This window comes from Bifidobacterium castoris (assembly GCF_003952025.1).
Taxonomy (GTDB): Bacteria; Actinomycetota; Actinomycetes; order Actinomycetales; family Bifidobacteriaceae; genus Bifidobacterium; species Bifidobacterium castoris.
The window spans coordinates 1-18792 of sequence record NZ_QXGI01000003.1 but is presented as its reverse complement, the minus strand read 5'-3'; the positions used below and the strand labels follow the sequence as shown (position 1 = coordinate 18792).

12 protein-coding genes are annotated in these 18792 nt (G+C 61.7%); 3 read left to right on the top strand and 9 right to left on the bottom strand.

Annotated features, from left to right (window positions below; translation table 11 throughout):
- Positions 1-40 precede the first annotated feature (40 nt).
- From D2E22_RS04245 to D2E22_RS04225, 5 genes are all read right to left on the bottom strand, one after another.
- Positions 41-277 (bottom strand): hypothetical protein, encoded by a 237-nt coding sequence (locus D2E22_RS04245; RefSeq protein WP_126031883.1) that lies wholly within the window; start codon positions 275-277, stop codon positions 41-43.
- A 287-nt stretch (positions 278-564) separates the two neighbouring features.
- Positions 565-3591 (bottom strand): right-handed parallel beta-helix repeat-containing protein, encoded by a 3027-nt coding sequence (locus D2E22_RS04240; protein ID WP_164518414.1) that lies wholly within the window; start codon positions 3589-3591, stop codon positions 565-567.
- Between the two features lie 108 nt (positions 3592-3699).
- A complete protein-coding gene (locus tag D2E22_RS04235; RefSeq protein WP_126031881.1) occupies positions 3700-5982 on the bottom strand; it encodes a sialidase family protein in 2283 nt (760 codons plus the stop codon).
- Between the two features lie 141 nt (positions 5983-6123).
- Positions 6124-7170 carry a class C sortase gene (locus D2E22_RS04230; RefSeq protein WP_126031880.1) on the bottom strand — a complete coding sequence of 349 codons (1047 nt, stop codon included), beginning with the start codon at positions 7168-7170 and terminating at the stop codon, positions 6124-6126.
- 170 nt (positions 7171-7340) lie between these two features.
- On the bottom strand, positions 7341-9110 hold the full coding sequence (locus D2E22_RS04225; RefSeq protein WP_126031879.1) for an isopeptide-forming domain-containing fimbrial protein: 1770 nt from the start codon (positions 9108-9110) through the stop codon (positions 7341-7343).
- A 432-nt stretch (positions 9111-9542) separates the two neighbouring features.
- Here D2E22_RS04225 and D2E22_RS04220 point away from each other — a divergent pair, with 432 nt between their 5' ends.
- The 3 genes from D2E22_RS04220 (at position 9543) to D2E22_RS04210 (ending at position 14716) form a co-directional block, all read left to right on the top strand.
- A complete protein-coding gene (locus D2E22_RS04220; RefSeq protein ID WP_164518413.1) occupies positions 9543-10253 on the top strand; it encodes a LytR/AlgR family response regulator transcription factor in 711 nt (236 codons plus the stop codon).
- A gap of 196 nt (positions 10254-10449) precedes the next feature.
- Positions 10450-11826, top strand: coding sequence for an ATP-binding protein (locus D2E22_RS04215; RefSeq protein WP_164518412.1), 1377 nt, complete (start codon positions 10450-10452; stop codon positions 11824-11826).
- Between the two features lie 196 nt (positions 11827-12022).
- Positions 12023-14716, top strand: coding sequence for an MSCRAMM family protein (locus D2E22_RS04210; RefSeq protein ID WP_126031876.1), 2694 nt, complete (start codon positions 12023-12025; stop codon positions 14714-14716).
- 62 nt (positions 14717-14778) lie between these two features.
- On the opposite strand, the gene D2E22_RS04205 is transcribed toward D2E22_RS04210, so the two are convergent.
- From D2E22_RS04205 to D2E22_RS10655, 4 genes are all read right to left on the bottom strand, one after another.
- Positions 14779-15153, bottom strand: a complete 375-nt coding sequence (locus tag D2E22_RS04205) for a hypothetical protein (RefSeq protein WP_241218180.1) — start codon at positions 15151-15153, stop codon at positions 14779-14781.
- A 95-nt stretch (positions 15154-15248) separates the two neighbouring features.
- On the bottom strand, positions 15249-16001 hold the full coding sequence (locus tag D2E22_RS04200) for a DNA alkylation repair protein (RefSeq protein WP_126031875.1): 753 nt from the start codon (positions 15999-16001) through the stop codon (positions 15249-15251).
- A 48-nt stretch (positions 16002-16049) separates the two neighbouring features.
- On the bottom strand, positions 16050-16496 hold the full coding sequence (locus D2E22_RS04195; RefSeq protein WP_164518411.1) for a GNAT family N-acetyltransferase: 447 nt from the start codon (positions 16494-16496) through the stop codon (positions 16050-16052).
- Between the two features lie 500 nt (positions 16497-16996).
- Entirely contained in the window at positions 16997-18337 is a 1341-nt protein-coding gene (locus D2E22_RS10655; RefSeq protein ID WP_206431351.1) for an Ltp family lipoprotein, read from the bottom strand.
- Positions 18338-18792: the final 455 nt, after the last annotated feature.

Sequence of the window (18792 nt, the reverse complement as noted above, 5' to 3'; positions counted from 1 at the left end):
GTTGGTCGCTTCTCGTCAATGCGTGCGTCTTGGCTTCCGTTCACGCTTCGTTGCGTGCAAAAGGATCGACAATCGGTTTACGTCCGATGTACTGCATATCGAAGAGAAGCCGCGACCTTCTGTGTTTCGGCGCATCAGTCGCCGCGGCGCAGACCGCGGATACGGCCGCGTGCAGACGCTCGCCGTCCTGAATCATGCGGACGGCGACGTCGTCGACGTCCTTGAGCAGCCTCGCACCTGTCGTATGCGACATATAGCGCCGAGATTTCATACGCACGATCCTGATCTCCTCTCCACGGTCGCGAGGATCACGTCCACGCATCCGGTTCGGAGATGATGGCACCCATTTCATGATCCGGATGCGCTGCAAGGACGCGACCCTTTCTCATTTAAGGAGATGAGCGACGCCTGCGGTCGAGACTATGCAAGTTCGGAGGATTCACGCCCTTGATCGGTATCCCCCGTACAAGCCGATGCAGGCCGTCCGCAAGTCCGCGTCGTAGACGCATGACCTGTGCGGACGGCCTGCATTGGGTTGGTTGTCCACGCCTCCTTGGCGGCATGTCAGTGGTTGTGCTTCGGTTCCGCCTTCCTGCGGTGCGCATAGGAGGCAACCACGACGCCGATGAGCATGAGCGCGCCGGCGAGCAGGCATACGCCGAAGATCGTCGCGCCGGTATGCGCAAGATCGATCGCCGACTGCTCCTCCTTGTCCGCCTGGGCCGCAGCGCCGTCGCGCTCGTCCTTCGCGGCGGACCCGTCACCGGTCGTCGGCTTCACGACGGGATTCGCACCATCGTCCTTGCCGGCTGGTTCCGTCGGAGCGGTCGGAGCGGTCGGCTTCGGCTCGGTCGGCTTCGGCTTGGACGGCTGGTTCGGCGAGGCGTCGCCGATTGCGGGCGCCGTGCCGTTCCAGGCCGAGACAAGCGTCATGTCGTCGCACAGACCGTTGCCGCTGCACCGGACCTCGATCTGGTTCTGCGTCGAGTTGACGGGCACCGTCACGCGTGTATACTCGGTGGACTTCGTCGATGCCGCGCCGAGCGGCGTGATGTTGGTGAGAGGGTATCCCTGAGAGAATCCGGGGTACAGACGCCATGCGAGCGTGACCTCCTTGCCCGCGTCGGCCTTCGCCCAGACACCGAGCTCGTAGTTCTGGCCAGGGGTGACGTAGACGAAGCGGTTGAACGCATCGGCGGTGAAGGTCTCGGTGCCGGTGGCCGTCTGACGCTTGCCTGTGACCGGCACCGGCGTCGCCAGCGCACCGGTCACGGCGTCGGTCGAACGCTCGAGCGGGCCGCTCTCGCCCGCGTTGCCCGGCGTGCCGATGATGTCGACCGGCGGCTGCCAGACGGTGTTCGCGGGCGCCTCGAAGGAACCGTCGATGATGTGGTCGTAGACGCCTTCGGCGACGATGTCGTCGGCCCAGCCGCCGTCCTTCGCATCGACGGCGAGGTCGAAGGTCGACGCGTCGTATGAGGTGCGGAAGACGACGCTCACCGGCGTCCATCCGTCGGCGGAGACGATCGGCTTGCCGTCCTTGTCCGTCATCGGCTCGGCATGGGCCACCGCCTTCGACGGCAGCGTGACGCTGATGCTCGGCAGTTCGCCGTTCCCGTCGGCATGCACGGCGGCGGTCAGACGATAGGTGCGGTCGATCGCCGCCTTCACCGTCTGCGTCGCGCTGCCGCCCTTGTCGAGGTACAGGCCCGAGGCGCCGGAACGACGGCCCTCGGCGTTGATCTGCGCATGGTCGAGCTTCCATGCCGTCGCATCCGCCGCCTCGAAGCCTCCGTCGGCGACGGTGGTCTGCGCCGGGAACGCCGAATACTGGAAGGCGCCGATATCCGGGTTCGTCACGGTCGGGGTCGGCTTGCCGAGGAAGTCGGTGACGCCCTGCTCGCCGTTCGCGTCCGCGATCGGATATCCCGCAGCCGTCAGCGCATCATGCTGGATGTGCAGCCTCGCAAGGCCCTCGCCCGCCGCGAGCGTCAGGCCGGGAACGACCTGGTTGTCGGCCGTATGCGCGCCGCTCGGCCATGCGCCTGCGGCGGGACCCGCGAAGACGTTGTTGCGCCAGTTGAGCGTGTTCGCCCACGAGCCTTTTTGCTCGTTCGTCGTCGTATCGGTGACGACGGTGCCCTGCTGCGCGATGTACAGGTTGTTCGCCATCACCGAGTTGTTCGCCATGTAGTGCCCGAAGCCGGCCACGTCGATCTCGGTGGGCGGCAGCAGGATCGTGTTGTTGTAGAAGTGGGAGTCGGTCGTGCCGGCCGTGAAGATCGTGCGCGCGGTCTCGCCGGAGGCCTCGCACTTCGGCTCCATGTCCACGTAGCGGCCGTCGTTGAGGGAGATGTTGTAGCGCACGAGCGTACGCGTGCTCAGTCCCCAGCATCCGCAGTACATGAAGAATCCACCCATGTTGTCATGGGAGAGGTTGTGCTCGAAGATCAGCCCCGAACCGCCCGAGTCGGCGTCGAAGGCGGCGCCGTCGTTGTTGTGCGACGAACGGTGCATCGCGAAGACGTGGTTGTTGCGGAACACGGTACGGTCGGAGACCCAGGACCAGATGCCGGCGTTGTGCGAGTTGTCCGTCTTGCCGCCGTGCTCGTTGGCCGCGTTCTCAAGCGTGTTGTATTCGATGACCGCGTCCGGGGAATTCCACACGACGATGCCGTCGCCGCCGATGTCGGTCAGGAAGTTGTCATGCACCCATACGCTGCCCATCGGGTAGAATCCACCCGGCCACGACGATTCCTCCTCACGGTGGTACCAGCTCGTCGTCACCGCCAGACCGGTGCGGTTGACGTGACGGACGATGTTGTCGTGGACGTTGACGCCGTCGAACTTCGTCGGGGTCTTATCTCCGTTGACTTCGAGGCGGATGCCGGTCGAGCTCTTCTGGTTGTCGCCCAGCACATCGTGCACGTAGAGGTTCGCGACCTCGTAGCCGGAGCCGTCGCCGTAGTCCTCGAGCTCGATGCGCAGGCCATGGCGCAACGACGCATAGTCCTTGGCGTCGCCGGAGGTGTTCGTCAGTTCGAGGTTGCGCACGACGTAATGCTGCACGTTGTACAGATGCACGGCGTCGGCGGCGCCGTCGGCGTCGATGCGCGCACGCTTGTCCGCCGTCGCGTCATAGGCGTCGATGGTGATGGGGGCGGCCTCGGTGCCCGAGCCCTGCGGCGTGAACGTGCCGGTGCATGCGGCGCCGCCCTTGAACAGCATCGCGTCGCCGGCGTTGAGCTTGACGGCGTTCGCCGCGTCAAGCGAGTTGAACGGCGACTTCTGGCTGCCGTCGCCGTTCGCGGCCGCCGAGCAGTCCACGAAGTACGACTTGCCGGCGATCTGCTGGAGATCGGCTGAATACGGGACCTGCGAGGCACGCGCGCCGTAGACCTGATCGCCGTCGGCGACGGCGATCGGCGTCTTGCCGTCATCGCCGAGGCGTGCGTCGAGCGCGGACTGACGCAGCAGCTGCGCGCTTGCGTCGGAAATGTCGTCGGCCACGGCCGTCGACGTCCAGATCGGCAGCATGGTGAGAGTCACCGCGACGCCCGCCACAGCGCTGAGCCATTTACTGCATTTCATGAGTCTCCTCTTTATATATGACCTGATGGTGGTTCTTCCAATGAATATTGAGCGGCTGGTGGGTGCCCGCGTCATGGCAGGCACCCACCAAATCAGGCGCGATGTGCATCACCGCTGCGCACGGCGTCGTGAGGCGTCGCCGATGAAGGCGAGCGCGGCGGCACCCGACATGGCGAGCATCAGCGAGGCAATCGTCATCCACGCCGATGCGGCGCCGGTGGAGGCAAGACCCGTGTAGCCGCCCTTCGGCGTGCGCGCGGAGCTCTGGGTCGAGTCCTTCGCACTGGCGACGGGCTTGCCGGAGGCCGCACTGCCGGCATCGCCGGGCTTGGTCGCACCGGATTTGTCGTCCTCAGCGGGTTGCGACGGCTGTCCCGGCTGCTTCGGCGCCGGCTTGAGCGTCAGCACGAAGGACGCCGTCGCCTCACGTGGCATCCCGGTGCCGTCATCGGCCTCGGTGATCGTCACAGTGACGTTGTGCTCGGTTTCGGCGTCGATGTCGCCGGTCGGAACGCCGACGATCGATTGCGTGTCCTCGTCATAGCTCAGGCCGGCCGGCAGCCCTTCGAACTTCGCGGTGTCGGCAAGCGCCGGATCGTCATGCTCGATGCCGAGCGGGATGCTGACACGTTCGCCGACGGTGGCCTCGGCGCGCTTCTGCGGCGCCATCTTCAGCTCGGTGACGAGGTCGTCCTGCAGCCAGCGCATCGTGAACGAGGTGTAGCCGATGTTCATCCATCCGCCGCCATCGGGCTCCATGAGCAGGCCGATGCGACCGTCGGGCTGCACGGCCATCGTCGTGTAGCCGGTGCCTTCGGCGCGGAACTCCTTGCTGTACGGCCAGGTCGCGCCGTCGTCGACGGACATGCTGATTGTGCCATGGATGCGGTCGCCCTGATCGTTCGTGTTCGAGAAGAGCAGGACCTTTGAGCGCAGAGTGCCGGGACGCGCGTTCGGATAGGCGCGGATGATCTGGGCGTTGTTGCCCGGGTCGCGCAGGTACGGCGCTGTCGAACGGTAATCGGACCAATGCTCGCCGCCATCCTCGGAGATGGCCTGGATGCGGTAGCCGCCGGCGCTCTTCTCCCATGTGCGCGAGTTCATCAGCAGACGGCCGTCGGACAGTTCAACGACCTTGTTCTCATCGAAACGCCATTCGCCGTCGGCCGTGGTGGTCGTCGTCAACTCACCGAGATGCCAGGTGGCGCCGTCGTCGTCGGAGTAGACGGAGCCGGCGATGACCTTCGTCAGGTCGCCGTTGACGCCGCATGTAATCTGGTTGAGCAGACGGCCCTTGTTCGGCTCCTGCATCTTCTGCGTACCGGCGCCGGAGGTCATGAAGCAGGCGCGCAGGTCGTAGCGCTTCGCCGCGTCACGCAGCAGCTGGTCCGTGATGACCGTGCTCTTCCAGGTGTGGCCGTTGTCGGTCGAGGTGGACACCGCGACGTTCATCGTATGCTCGTTCGCCTCGTCGATCGCGCCATCGGCTGTGTACGTGTACGCGGGATCGTTCACCGCGAAGCCGGCGGTCTGGCTGTACGCATGGAAGTTGAAGATCGCACCCGTATTGTGGTCGACCACATAGGACGGATCGGAGTATCCCTTGCGCTGCGGCGAGGTCGCGCCCTGCGCGATGACGGTCTCATCGCCCCATGTCTTGCCGCCGTCCGTCGAACGGCGCTGCATGATCGAATTGGCGTTCGGCGCGTCGCCGCCGTTCGCGCCGCCGTTGATCGGACGCTTGTCGTAGGAGGCGAGCAGATCGCCGTTGGACGCGATCGCAAGGGCCGGGATACGGATGTTGTACTGCTTGGACACGCTCAGCGCGATCTTCGACAGGTCGCCCAGATCCGCCTTGAGCGACGGATCGGCGTCGAACGGCTTGAAGCCCTTCGCCGCCGGATACGCGATCGTGCGCACCTTCTGGGCGGTCATCGTGGCCGCGGGCAATTCCGTGGCCGTTCCTTTGTAATCGTTCTGTGAATAACGCGTATAGGTGATCGACGGTTCGAAGCTGCCGCGCTCCACGTCCTCCTGCGTCACCGTGTGCGTGATCAGCCCCGGGCATTCGAACAGCTGGTTCGCCGGCGCCTGACGCCATTTGCAGTTCTCATATCCGCTCAGGTTTGATGCGGTCGGCGCGAAGCCGTACGTGCGGTCGCCCGTGTTGGTCAGACGGACCACATAGTGCATCTGCTCGCCAAGCGACCAACCGGACGCGTCGGCGGGAGCGTTCTCCAAGGACAGCACGATCGTGGCGTCCGACGATCCCGGCACGTCGACGGCCATCGCCGGAGCGGCCACACCGCCGCAGATCAGGGCAAACGCCCCCAGACAACCCAGACCCTTCGTGCCGAAGCGCAGCAGTCGCCGCTTTCTCAGCTCAGTCATATAACCTCAATTCGATACGCAATCTGACTACAGTGTCATATCGATTTAATATGAAAACGGTTCGTACGACCTAAACGGCATGCACGTTCAACACAAATGTCCGCCCGTTTCGCAAAGATCGCGACATTCACCCGAATGCCCTCAATCCCATTGGCCGGCATGCCTCGGACGGCAACGTCGCCTTTCGCGCGTACGACGCACCGAGGGGATGCACGCATGCGCCGCCGACGCAGCCAATGCGAGGGCCGCCGCGAGCACGACCGCCCATTGCAGCGCGCGCGTCATGTCCTTCGCGGAGTTCTGCGGCTCGGGAGCGGGTTCGGGGATTGATACACGCGTACCCGATACGAGCAGCCGTTGCGTGTTGACACCGAACGGCGTGCATGTCATCAACGTGAGCCGGTCCTCCCCCGACCGGATGCGCAACTGCGACGTATCGGACGGGTCGATGACGCTGATGCGGTCGACACGATAGGCAAGCGTGCGTCCGAAGACCTTCTCGTACATGAAATCGCCTACCTTCATCTCATCGAGACGCGTGAACATCAGCGCCTCCACGAGACCGCGATGGCCCGTCAGGACCGTATGCGCGGAACCGCCGGCGGCGCCTTCCGCCCCTGTCGGCAGCGAGGTCCCATACAGGTGCCCCACGCCCCGGTCGAGCGTCAGTTTCGATGTCCCGTGCCGGATCGGCAGATTCACCGATATCTTCGGAATGATGACGGATCCGATCACCGAGTCGCCTGCGTTCAGCAGGCTGGTGTATTCGGCGTCATCATCGGAACGCACCGTTTGGCCGTCCGCAGCCCCGGAGAAGGGGTCATAGGTCTCGCCGAGCGTCGGCTGTCCGGATTTCGCCAGTACTGCGTTGTACTGTTCAGCGGCCTTCAGCGCAAGTTCTGCCTGCGGATACGGCCATTCGGCCACATCGCGCTCAGCGGCCTCGATCTGCGCGGCCGCCGCAAGATCGGACCTCCATTGCATATACCATGGCACGCCGATCGCCAGAGCGGCGAGGATGAAGAACATGAGCGCGCAGCACATGATGATGCGCGACTGTCGCAGCGCCTTGCGCCGGTATGCCTGATGCTCGACGGTCGCTTCGTCACGGCCGAGGACCCAAAGCCAATCGTCCGTCTCCGATACGGCGCCCCCTAGCGCGCCGTTGCCGCCTCTGGATCGCCTCATCAGTCACTCCATATCTTGTCGAGGGTGTCGGAATGCGCAAAAACAAAGTGAGGGCCCTCGAGGATGGGCCCTCACCGGTTCCGCGAATACGTCTCGTCGCGGAGGGAAAGGAAACCAGCTTCATGGCTGGGACAACGACGAGACGAACCGCGGCTTACTCATGGTAAGAATCACTGAACCGCATGCAGGCGGCGCGCACGCACCATCAGCAGCAGACCGACACCGATCGCAACGATGGCGACGATCGTCAGCGCACGCATACCGGTGGCGCCGGTAAGCGGCAGCTGGGTGAGGTTCTTGGCGTTGGCGACGTCGAACTGGTAGAGGATCTTACCGTCCTTGGCGACCATGTTGCCGGTATCGCCGGTGCCTTCCTCGACGACCTCCGTGGTGGCCGTCTGATCGCCCCAGGTCGTCGACGCGGCGGGCTTCGTGGACTCGTCGGCCTTATAGGTCGGCGCGACCGTCACCGTGAACTTGATGGCCTGCAGGTCAGCGCGCAGGAAGCCCTCCGGTGCCTTGGTCTCGTGAATCTCATAGGTGCCGGCGTCGATGCCGTCGATACCCGCGATCACACCCTTGTCATCCGAGGTGAAACGCAGGGCGTTGTCCTCGCTGTCGGTGTAGGTCCACTTGCCGTCCTTGTCCTTCGCGGCCAGATACTTGTTGACGTTCTGGTTATTGTCCGCCGCGGTCGTCTTGATCGTGAACTCGGCGCCCTTGAGCGGCGTCTGGCCGGACTTGTCGGTCTTCAGCATCTGCAGCTTGAAGGTGTACACGTTGACTTCACCGCCGGGCGTCGTCGTCTTCTGGCTCGTGTCGGACGGGTTGTGGGAGAACTCCAGATCGACCTTGTTCGGATTGGCCTGAATGGCATCAGGCGTGGAGATGAGCGCGTCCTTGTTCAGCGTGGCCTTGACGATGACGCTGACCGGCATGCCCGCCGGGATCTCCGCGAGCTTCTCTCCGGTCGAGCCCGGCGCCTTGTTGACGTACTTTGCCAGATCGATCGAAACCACGGTGCCGCCTTGATAGGCTCCGTCCTTATCGGCCGCCGCAGCGGAGACCACGGTGTAGTCAGTGTCCTTCAGGGTGATGCCGTTGACCTTGACCGACTCGATCGAGTTATAGGTCAACCCCTTGCTCATCGTGTCGACGATCTTGAAGACACGGGTCTTCTTGGCGTCCTGAAGCGTCGGATCGATGTTGTAACCGTCGAAATTCGGCGTCTTCGAGGTCAGCTCGTAGGTCACTTCGTCACCGACCGCGTAATCCGGCTGCTCGTTAGAGACATAGCCGGCAGCACCCGCCTTGACGACCTGCTTGTGGATCTCAGTCGATGAATTCTTCAGATTGACCGAACCGAGCGTGTTGCCCGCGGCGTCGACCGTCGCGTCACCGACCGTCGTCGACAGCAGCATCGGATTAGAGACCGTCTCCGGCTTGCCGTCCAGAGCGGCGGCCTCGGTCTGGTCTGTGACCAGATAATAGCCGGTGGGCACCGCGTTCTCACCGATCTTGAAACTCACGCCGCCCGTCAGACCAGCGTTCTGCTGCAGGTTCATGGCGAACTGGCGAAGCTGTGCCGCGCTCATGTTCTCCACGACCCAGGCCATCGGATTGTCCTTATAGACGCTTGCCTGCAGGGCCGTGTTCTGGTCGGCGGTCAGCGCCGCAACGACCTTGTCCTTATTGGCTGCATCCGTCGTCACCGTGAACGAATTGAGTGTGGTGCCGTCCACATCGGCGCTCGCATATGAGGCGAGCCTGTAGCCCACAAGGTTGTGCTGAACGCTCGTGGCGCCCGCAATCGTGATCTTTCCGTTGTCCGGGACTGTGATTTCTGCCGCATTGGCGCTCGCCCCGAACCCCATGCCAGCGATGGCCGCCAAAGCTCCCAGCGCTGCGATAATTTCTTTCTTTTTCATCGTTCCTTCCAAATCTCTTGGCGAAAACTGTCAATATTTGACGTTAGGGCCCTTCTCGCGGAAAAAATATTTCAGACGCACGTTCCGCCTCTGACGGCACACGTTCCGCAGCACAAGCAGCGGGGACCTCCCCCAACGTCGGGCAGGCACAGGCAAAAACCCAGAAATGTATCACATGATTCTTCCCGAATCATTGCAACAACATGTCCGGTTGTTTTTTATGCATGTTACGAGCATCTTGACGGGGTATTTGCATCCATGGCGGCGAATGTGCTAGATATTACGTCGCACGGCGAATCATATAGGCCATCGCCCGAGGCACCACGGCTCGCGTCGACCGGGTTACGTCTCGAGCTTAGCGCCGCAGATCGCCGCGCCCAGCACCCCATAATCATAAATGGAATCAACAACGACGTAGTTGGAGGGCGACCTATGCGCATCCGTGTGGCAATCATCGAAGACGACCCCCTGTTCCTGCGGCAGGAAGCCCTTTTTGTCGAGCGGTTCGGAGAACAGACCCATCGCGACCTCACCGTGACCGCCTTCAATTCACCGGTGACCTTCCTTAAGGGGGCGAGCGCCAACTTCGACATCCTGCTGCTCGATATCTTGATGCCACTATATGATGGGCTGACCGTCGCGCAGGAGATCCGCCGTTTCAATCCGAAACTCGTCATCCTCCTGGTCACATCGGCACCCCAATACGCGATCCGAGGTTACTCGATCGGCGCTTTGTCGTATATCCTGAAACCTTTGTCCTGGTCGGTGTTCAAATCCGAGTTCGCACGCGCCGTCGATCAGGTGCTCGCCGAGGACCGACCGACGATCATGCTGCAGTCCGGCGCCAAGTATCTGCAGGTGCCCCACCGTGAAATCACCTACATCGAGTCGAAGCGGCACAAGATCTCGGTGCATACCATCAAGCGCGACATCATCGTGCCGTACACGCTCTCCTCGCTTGGGGAACGCCTCGCGCCTTTCGGATTCTACCGCATCAACTCGTATTATCTGGTCAACATGGCCCATGTCGAATCGATTGAGGGGCACACCTGCACACTCGACGACTCCAGGGAGCTTCGCATCAGCCGCGCCCGGAAGAAAGGCTTCATCGAGGCGCTGACGCAATACCTCTCCAAAGACGGGGCCGTCCAGTGACGCCCCTTCGCCCGACCCCGACGATCCACGACAGCGACTGACCGAAAAACGACATATGCTCCTTGATTGGCTTGACTTCATGACCGTCCCACTCCTCGAGTGGATGGCACTTGCCGTCTATTTCCGCTGTATGCGCCATCCCGAGGGGTCCATACGCGCAATGGTCGCCTGGTCCTTGTCATTGCCCGCCTTCCTCATGCAGGAAGCATTGATGGACATGCTGCCCTACACGAGCAGACTGAGCCTTGGCGCCATGACCCTCTTTGCGATCGAGTTTCTGTTCCTGCTCGCCGGCATGGGCCGCGGATTCAAAGGCACGCTGCACCTCACCACGCATGCCTACATGCACACGCAGACGCTCGTCTCCTTCGACTACGTGATCATCCTGTCCACTGTGATGCGCGACGTCAAGGAGTCCCCTTCACGCCCTTTCATCATGCTCGCAATCGGCTTCATATGCAGTATCCTGATATGGAGCTTCGAACGACATACCTTCACCGACACGATGCTGCGGAACGCCTCATGGTGGATCCCGCTCATCGCGTTCGCGATCCTGGCGATCAGCACCTGCATCGTGACCTACACGCTGACGAATGCGCTCGACAAGTTCTTCGCCGTCGCCGCCTACGATTCCGAAGGACTCGGAGATCTGCGCGGCGCGCTCTACCAGCGCGTGCTGACGTTGCTATTCGCCGATTCGCTGATTTACATGGCGCATGTGCAATACGCACGACGGCTCCTGCGACGCGAGAACATGAATCTGCTGTCGACGGTGCGAGACCAGCAAGCGCAATACACCCGCTCACAGCAGAATCTCGACGAGATACACCGTCTGACCCATGATCTCAAGCATTGGCTGATCCTCTTCGATCCGGACGGGACGGGAACCGGGACGGTCGGCGGCCCCGCCGGCGACTCCGACCGCGCACAGCCGCCCATCGTCAGCGATGCGCAGCGCTCTGCCCTGTTCGAACAGTTGCACAGATCGATCGACGATTCATCGTCGATCCAGAATTGCGGAAACGTCGTGCTCAACGCGATCCTCTTCGAGAAGAACATGATATGCGCACGCCACTCGATCCGCTTCACCGCGATGGCCGACGGCACGCTGCTCGCCGGCATCCAGCCGCTCGATCTGACGTCCCTGATCGGCAACCTGCTCGACAACGCCATCGAGGCGACGATGAAACTCGAGGACGAGCATGCGCGCACGATCCATTTCAGCGTCACCCGTCGCAAATCCTTCGTGCTCATCCATGGGGACAACACCTGCATGACAGGCCGCCTACGCAAGGACGGCAAAGGCAACCTCCTGACGACGAAGATGCGCGATGGACGCCCCCATGGTCAAGGCATCCGTTCGATCCGGCATGTGGCGAGGAAATACCAAGGCGTCGTCACCAGCTCCACCGATGAACACAGGCAGATCTTCAGCCTCGACATCATGTTCCCGGCGAACGCCGTGGCCTCGTCCGCATCGGCGACATCCCCGGCGCAGACGGAGGCGCGCCACTGGCATCACGCCTCCGCAAAACCCCTGTCCATATCGCACGCCAGAGCGGAACAGGCGTGAGTATCAACAGTTCATGTGACTGTCTTCCATCAGCGTGCGCTCTGCCTCTTAAATTGTGTTGAGACTCTCAGGAACGCTTTTACAGGAAAACAAAGAGGCTTCAATGAAACACGTCATATCAGATGCGATTCTACGTTCACGCGGATCGTCGCGGAGGCCACCCGCATGGATGAGACCGCTGGCGGCTTTTACCGTAGTGTGCGCCACCCTTGCGCTGATGCTGCTGCCGGTCAACCTCAGGCAGGCGCAGGCCGCCACCGTCGCACTCGACGAGCGCAACGTGCAGCTGTCCTTGTTCACCGACGCGGATGGCGCCATCAACGGCGAGTTCACCACGGCGCAGCATGATACGATCGCCGCACAACTGTCGCAAAAGGTCCTCGACGGCGCATCCGTGACACGGGTCATCGCCGTGCGCGCGCAGTTCGTGCAGGATAGCGGCGCAAACTACCCCTACAGTGCGACGAACCAGTATCAGGGGCAATTCCTGTTCAAACCGACGCCCGCATTGACTTCATTGGCCGTCACCGGCACATCGCAGTGGCATCTGATCAAGGTCAACGGTCCGGAGAACGCCGCCGGTTGGGTCTGGAACACGCTGTCCGACACGCAGATCCGCAACCGCATCGGCAATGCGACGAACTGGAATCTGCCTGATACGAACGCATTGTCGATCCATGCCACGCAGATCACCGACGGAACGACGACCGCCGATGACGACGCGCTTGCCTCGGCCCAGGATCCCGACATGACCTGGCCCGGCGTCTACCTGATCGTCGAAACCGGCCAGCCCGACGAATCCCGCCCGGACGATCCCGGCACCGTCGGCGCGGACGGCCTTGAATTTCAGGAGAGTGCGCTCAGCAGCCTCGATCAGACGCTGACCGCACGGGCCAAAGCCTACAATCAGCAGACGCTGCAATACCGCGCGACGCGTGTACGCTTCGTCGACCCCGACACAAAGCAGCCAATCACGGCCGCGCCGGATGCGACCTTCAAGGACGGCAGCTTCAGCGTCGACTATTCAGGCAATCCGATCGCACGCCAAGCCACCAAGACCACCTCGGCATGGGAGATCGTCAGCCTGTCCGCGACGAGCGCACAGAACAAACAGCGATGGTATTGGAACACCGACGACGACGATGTGCTCCTCGCGCGCATCGCGCAGGACGGAACGACGGCCAAGAAGGTCCCCGCCGCGAATGTGGACATACAGCTCAACGCCAACGGCGATCTGCTGTCCTACAAGGTCACCGGCGTCGAACAACCCGGCATCTACATGGCGATCGAGCACGGCACGAAGGACGACACGACGAAGCCGCCCACCGGAGGAGATTCTTCCACCGGAAAAGTCTACTACGGATTCGCATACGGCCCCTCGCGCTACGACATCACGCTCGGCCTGGCCGACCGCGAGATCACCGACGACATCGCCACCGACCCGACGCAGTATCTGCCGGGCTTCTGCTACAACGCGAGCTATTCCACCCCGGTTTATCAGCTCGGCGACTACACGGCGTCAAAGGCCCAGTTCAAATTCACGAAGACCAGCGGCGAGGCGCCTTTCTACGACCTCGTGGCCCACCCCGAATGGCTCGCCTCCCCATACAAGGAGCGCGTCGAGGCCGCGCCGACGAACGAGGCAAAGGGCGCTCTCATGCATGCGTGGATGAAAACCATCATCCACACCGCATACGGCACTGACTTCCAATCGCAGAACCAGCTTGACGACGCCCTACTCCGCCGCACCGTCGGACTTGCGATCCATCTGATCACCGACGGCAACATGCCGGGGGGCGACGACATCGCCACCGGCTGGAACTCGGAATTGAACGCCCCGGTGCTGCCCTACGCCCGTCAGCTGCTCGCCACGGCACAGAACGTCACTTCGCCGGATCAGGCACCGGGCGATGACCAGGTCCGGGTCACGATGTACGCGGCCGAAGACAATGACGACAAGACCAACGATAACAGCAAGGTGCAGAACATACTCACCTACCTGCTGCCGGTGCAGTTCAGGAAGGTCGACGTCAACGGGAAAGATCTCGCCGGTGCGCACCTGTCCGTCACCGACGCCCAGGGCAACCCCGTCAAGGACGTCGACGGCAATGAGGTCGCCGCATGGGACTCGGACGGCACCACGAAGAGCATCTACCTGCCTGCAGGCACCTACCGCTTCCGGGAGGAGACCGCACCGAACGGATACCAGAAGGTCGAGGACTTCACGTTCAGCGTGACGAACACCGGCAAAACAACGCTTGAACAGACGGTCGACGGCGTCGCCGCGCACAACAACGGCTATGTCGTCACCGATGAGGGAAGCCCGCAGCCGCAGTCCGGTTCGTTCACATTGCACAAACGCGATGCCGCCGATCATACCCGCGCCATCGATGGCGCACGATTCCAATTGTGGCGCACCGCAACTGATGCGACCGACACGATTCCGGGGACCAACGGGGTGCATGGCACGATGGTTACGGAAACAACGGCGGCCCAAGGCAATGCGCAGTTCACCGACGTCGCCGCCGGCGAATACTATCTGATCGAATCGCAGGCTCCGGACGGATACACGCAACTGAGTGCGCCGATCCAGCTCACGATGGCCGATCAGGGCAACGGGCAGCCGCCCGTCATGCACATCGACGCAACCGGCGGCTACGATGGACCCCAGACCTCGAACGCCTCGGACATCGCGCAGATCGTCACTGATGACGGCACCCCCATCACCGAGGGCTCCATCATCGAGGTGTACAACAAGCAGCAGCTCGCCTCGCTCCCGCTCACCGGCCTGAGCTCCGGTCTGGTCGCGTGGATCCTCGTCGGGGTCTTCCTCGTCTTCGCGCTCTCCGCCGTCGGCCTCGCGCTGCTCATCCGCCGACGAGCGGAGTGATTCGCCACGTGCCTCAAACGGGTTGCCCACGGGTTTCTTGCCCTAGGGCAACCCGTTTTTGTTCAGGCGCGACCGCAGTCCGAGTTGCCGCAGTTGCCCGAGCCGTTGCCGACGAAGATCCACTGGAACATCGAAAAGCCGTGGTTGTCGATCATGATCACCTTCGCGTTGTTGCCGCCGGCCTGCGACGGCTGGTTCGCCACGTTCATCACGGTCTTGCGGTTGCCGAGCATAAGCAGCAGCACCAGACCGAACACGCCGAGGCACACGAGCAGCATGGTGCGGTGGCTCTGAATCCACGGCTTGACCGGGCAGGCGCGGCCGGCGTCGGCACGGCGTCCGCAGTCGCAGATTCGGTCGTCGTGTGCGGCATCGTCACACGCGACGTCGCTTACGGTCGGCATCGTCATATCGGCATCAGAGGTGTGCTGGGTCATCGTCGCTCCTCGTCATATCGGTCGGCATCGGTCGGCGGAACGGCAACGGTTCCGTCCTCCACACCGTAGCAGCGGATGCCGTGGCGGCGACGCGCTCATCTTGGTTCTCGGAAACCAATCGGCGGAACGCGCATCGAACGCAACAGCATCTTGTGCTCGGCGGATACGCGGTAGGATTCGCAGGCCTTCCGGACCGTCTTGTTGTGGGTCCACGGATCCAGACGCCGCTGTTCGAGCAACGGGACCGCACTCCCCCACTGCTTGGCGAGCGCGGTCGCGAAGTACCATGCGCGCGCCATGTTCACGTAGTAGTCGTCGGAACGAATGACCTCGACGAGCTGCAGCTGTTCCGCGTCGAAACGGTCGTCGAGGAAATCGGTCATCAGCGCCACGACGGCGTAACGGACCGCGTAGGCATGGTCGTCGCGCATCCATCGCGCGAGCTGATTGAGCCATGTCCGCGCGTCGGCGTCGGAGAGGCGCGGCACGCGGATCGTGTCGGTGACGGCCCAATTGTCGGCGTACGGCAGGAACCGCGACAGCGCGGCGATCGTCTGCCCGATCGACGGGTACATGTCGCCGATCAGGATCGCATGCAGCATGTTCTCCTCGAAATAGCGATGCGGAAGGTCGGCGAGAAACCCCTCGAGGACATGCGCGTCTCCGCGGCGCAGCCGTTTCGCGAACGCGCGCAGCCGCGGCACGCGGATGCCGATCATCGTGGCGGGATCGACGGTCGGGACGAGCTTCGCGTTGAAGGTCTTGTAGTCGGGGTCGGCGAGGGATTCCAGACATGCGCGGATGGATGCCGCGCCGTCAGGAAACACCTGAGGAATCGTCGGGGACATCGATGGCTCCTTATCGGGAACGGGTGGGCGGTTCGCGGAAGCGTGCGGCTATGCGCGGATCATCTTGAACATGCCGGGGCCGTCCCAGTCGTTGGGACGCCGCTCGAAGCCGTGGCGCTCGTAGAACTCGACGGCGCCCTGCGAGGAGATGAGTTCGAGGCTCACCGCCCAGCCGGGTTCGATCAGGTCGCGCACGTGGCGCTCGAGCGCGCCGATCAGCGCGGCGCCGACGCCTTGGGACCGCATGGACGGGATGACGGCGAAATCCTTGATGTAGAAGGACATGCCGCCGTCGCCGATCAGCCGGACCATGCCAACCGGTTCGAGTCTGGCGTCGGCGTCAGTGCCGGTCTCGGCGTAGGCGGTGAAGGTGGCGGTCGAGTTGGCGAGCGCGACGCGCATCTGGTCGATGCCCGGCGCGTCCCAGCCGACGGACCGGTACAGCGTCAGGAACAGTTCGGGGGTCAACGTGTCTTGCTGGATCGTCAGTCGCATTTCGCTCCGTTCGTCGACGGGGCGCGGATATGCGCCCCATACCATCAGCTCGGGTGTTTTGCCTCGAATCTCAGGATAACGGAATCAAGCGCGATGCACGGACGGATGCGCGGCATACGGGCGGATCACGAACGGCGAGGCGGCAGTTACGCGCAGAACACCCACGGCAGATATCGTTCATGTGCGATAAGCAAGAACCTCGTCGCGCTCTTATTCCTACAAGTAGATTCCGCCTTCCATAAGCGCGCACATCACCGCGTCGTCATTCATGCTCCGCCCCTCCGGATTCCGTCGACCAAAGCAGGCTCAGGACACCGAGCCATAGTCACAAAGAGACGCAAAGCAACCATGCAGGAGCCGAAGCGCGGATCTCAAACGGCAAAGGTCGTATGAATCAGGACGATCCCGAACTTCCATACGACCTTGTACCACGACGAAACCCTAGCGTCAGCGGCGCTACTGCAGTTCACATGACACTACGATTTATTCAGAAAATATAGTTATTTAAACAACTCATCTATCGCATACTGAGCTTCTTCAGGTGTATATTGCTCACCATATTCAGAAACAAGCTGATCATATAATCCATCAGGACTGAATCCCATAATATCAAGATAATTACGACCGGACTTAAGAGCGTTCTCTTTCCAGTCAGTTTTGACATTATCTACCGCATATCGAGCTGCCTCAGCTGAGTATTTTTCTCCATATTCTGAATTCAACTGCCTATACAGCCCTTCCTTGGAGAAAGGCATCATACTGACATAGCTCTCGGCGGAACGGAGAGCATTCCTGTACTCAAGCGGTACCACCGCCACCCCCGTGACATCCACACTGCCCTTGACCCCATCACAGTCGACAACGAAAGTGGACTTCTTACCCGCCTCAAGTTTCGCCGGATTTTCCACTTTGCACCCAGTAAGGGCATCGGACGTCGTTCCGTCAGAATAGGAGCCGGCGACCCGCATGCCGGACGCATCCGCACGAATTTCCGTATCAGCATCCACCGATCCCGTATAACTGACTTCTATGCTCTTCAACGTAACCGGCTCCGGCTCCGGCTCCGGCTCCTCGACAGCCTCGACAGCATTAGCACCCGACCCGCCAGAACCAGCGTCAGGGACCCTCTCCATGACCTGCGACGAACCTGAATCAGTCGCCGAAGCGGCAGACGTCTTCACCGACCCACCTCCACCGGCGTTGACGATTATGACGAAGAACAGGACGATGGCAACAATCACGACACCGGCGACAAGAGTGTTCTTCTTCACGGAGAACCCACGCGGTCCGAGTTTGAACCTCAGCTCATCCGGATCGGCCACCGCCGCCTTCGCATCACACCTTTCCGGCTCCCGGTCCCGCTCCCTCGCCGACTCGAGCGCACGCGCCCTCGCGGCGACCACGGCAGGGGATTCCGAGACAACAACCGGCCTTTGCCGCATACCGCCCTCATTGACCCGAATGGGCGTGACATGCTCAAGAAAGTGCGCGGTATCCCGAGCCGCCGCAGCCTGCGCCGAAACGCCATCGAAGAATTTAGTCGCCACTTTGACGTTATGCATACCCTGGAAGGCGAACGCCGTCGTACCGAGCCGCGATGCGATACCCAACCTGACGATGCTTCCTTCACCTTGCGGCAACACGGAAGCAGTGAGAGTCTCACCCCATGTAGTCATGCTGACCCCCGAGCCGAACGTGCACCCCAGCGAAAGAGGATCGCAGGACTTCAATTTGAAACCGTCGCGCGGCCCTTCATCGCGCAGATACCGCTCCATCGCGTCATATAGATCCTTTGGCGGCACATTATAGTAGCGCTCTTGAACCGATTCACCAAAACCCATGATATCCTCCTCTTCTAAAAATGAAAGGATATGATTTCTACATCGAAACCTTCCTTCGCATCAACAACAAGCATAGCATGAATTTGAAGACCCATCTCATTTGCATGTTATTCAACAGTAAGATATACTTTACCCGCATACAACGGCGCAACAGCATCTCACATCAATAATACATTATCATCAATAATATATAATCTATATCAACTAACCAAAAGCTCCGCACTCATTAATGCATCCATCCGAGCACCCAACGATAACCAGAACCCGCCCCACCCCCTCCGCCCCCCATACGGACGAGATGGATTCCCAACGACAAAGGAGCATATAAGCGGCTCTTCCCTTTTTAGTGTGTAAGGGCCGTGCTCCATCATTTGTTGTGTGAATGATAAAAAGAATGGGGCACGGCCTGTCCCTGATTTTAGCGTGTTCGATGGTCAGCGCCTGTTGGGGCTGGA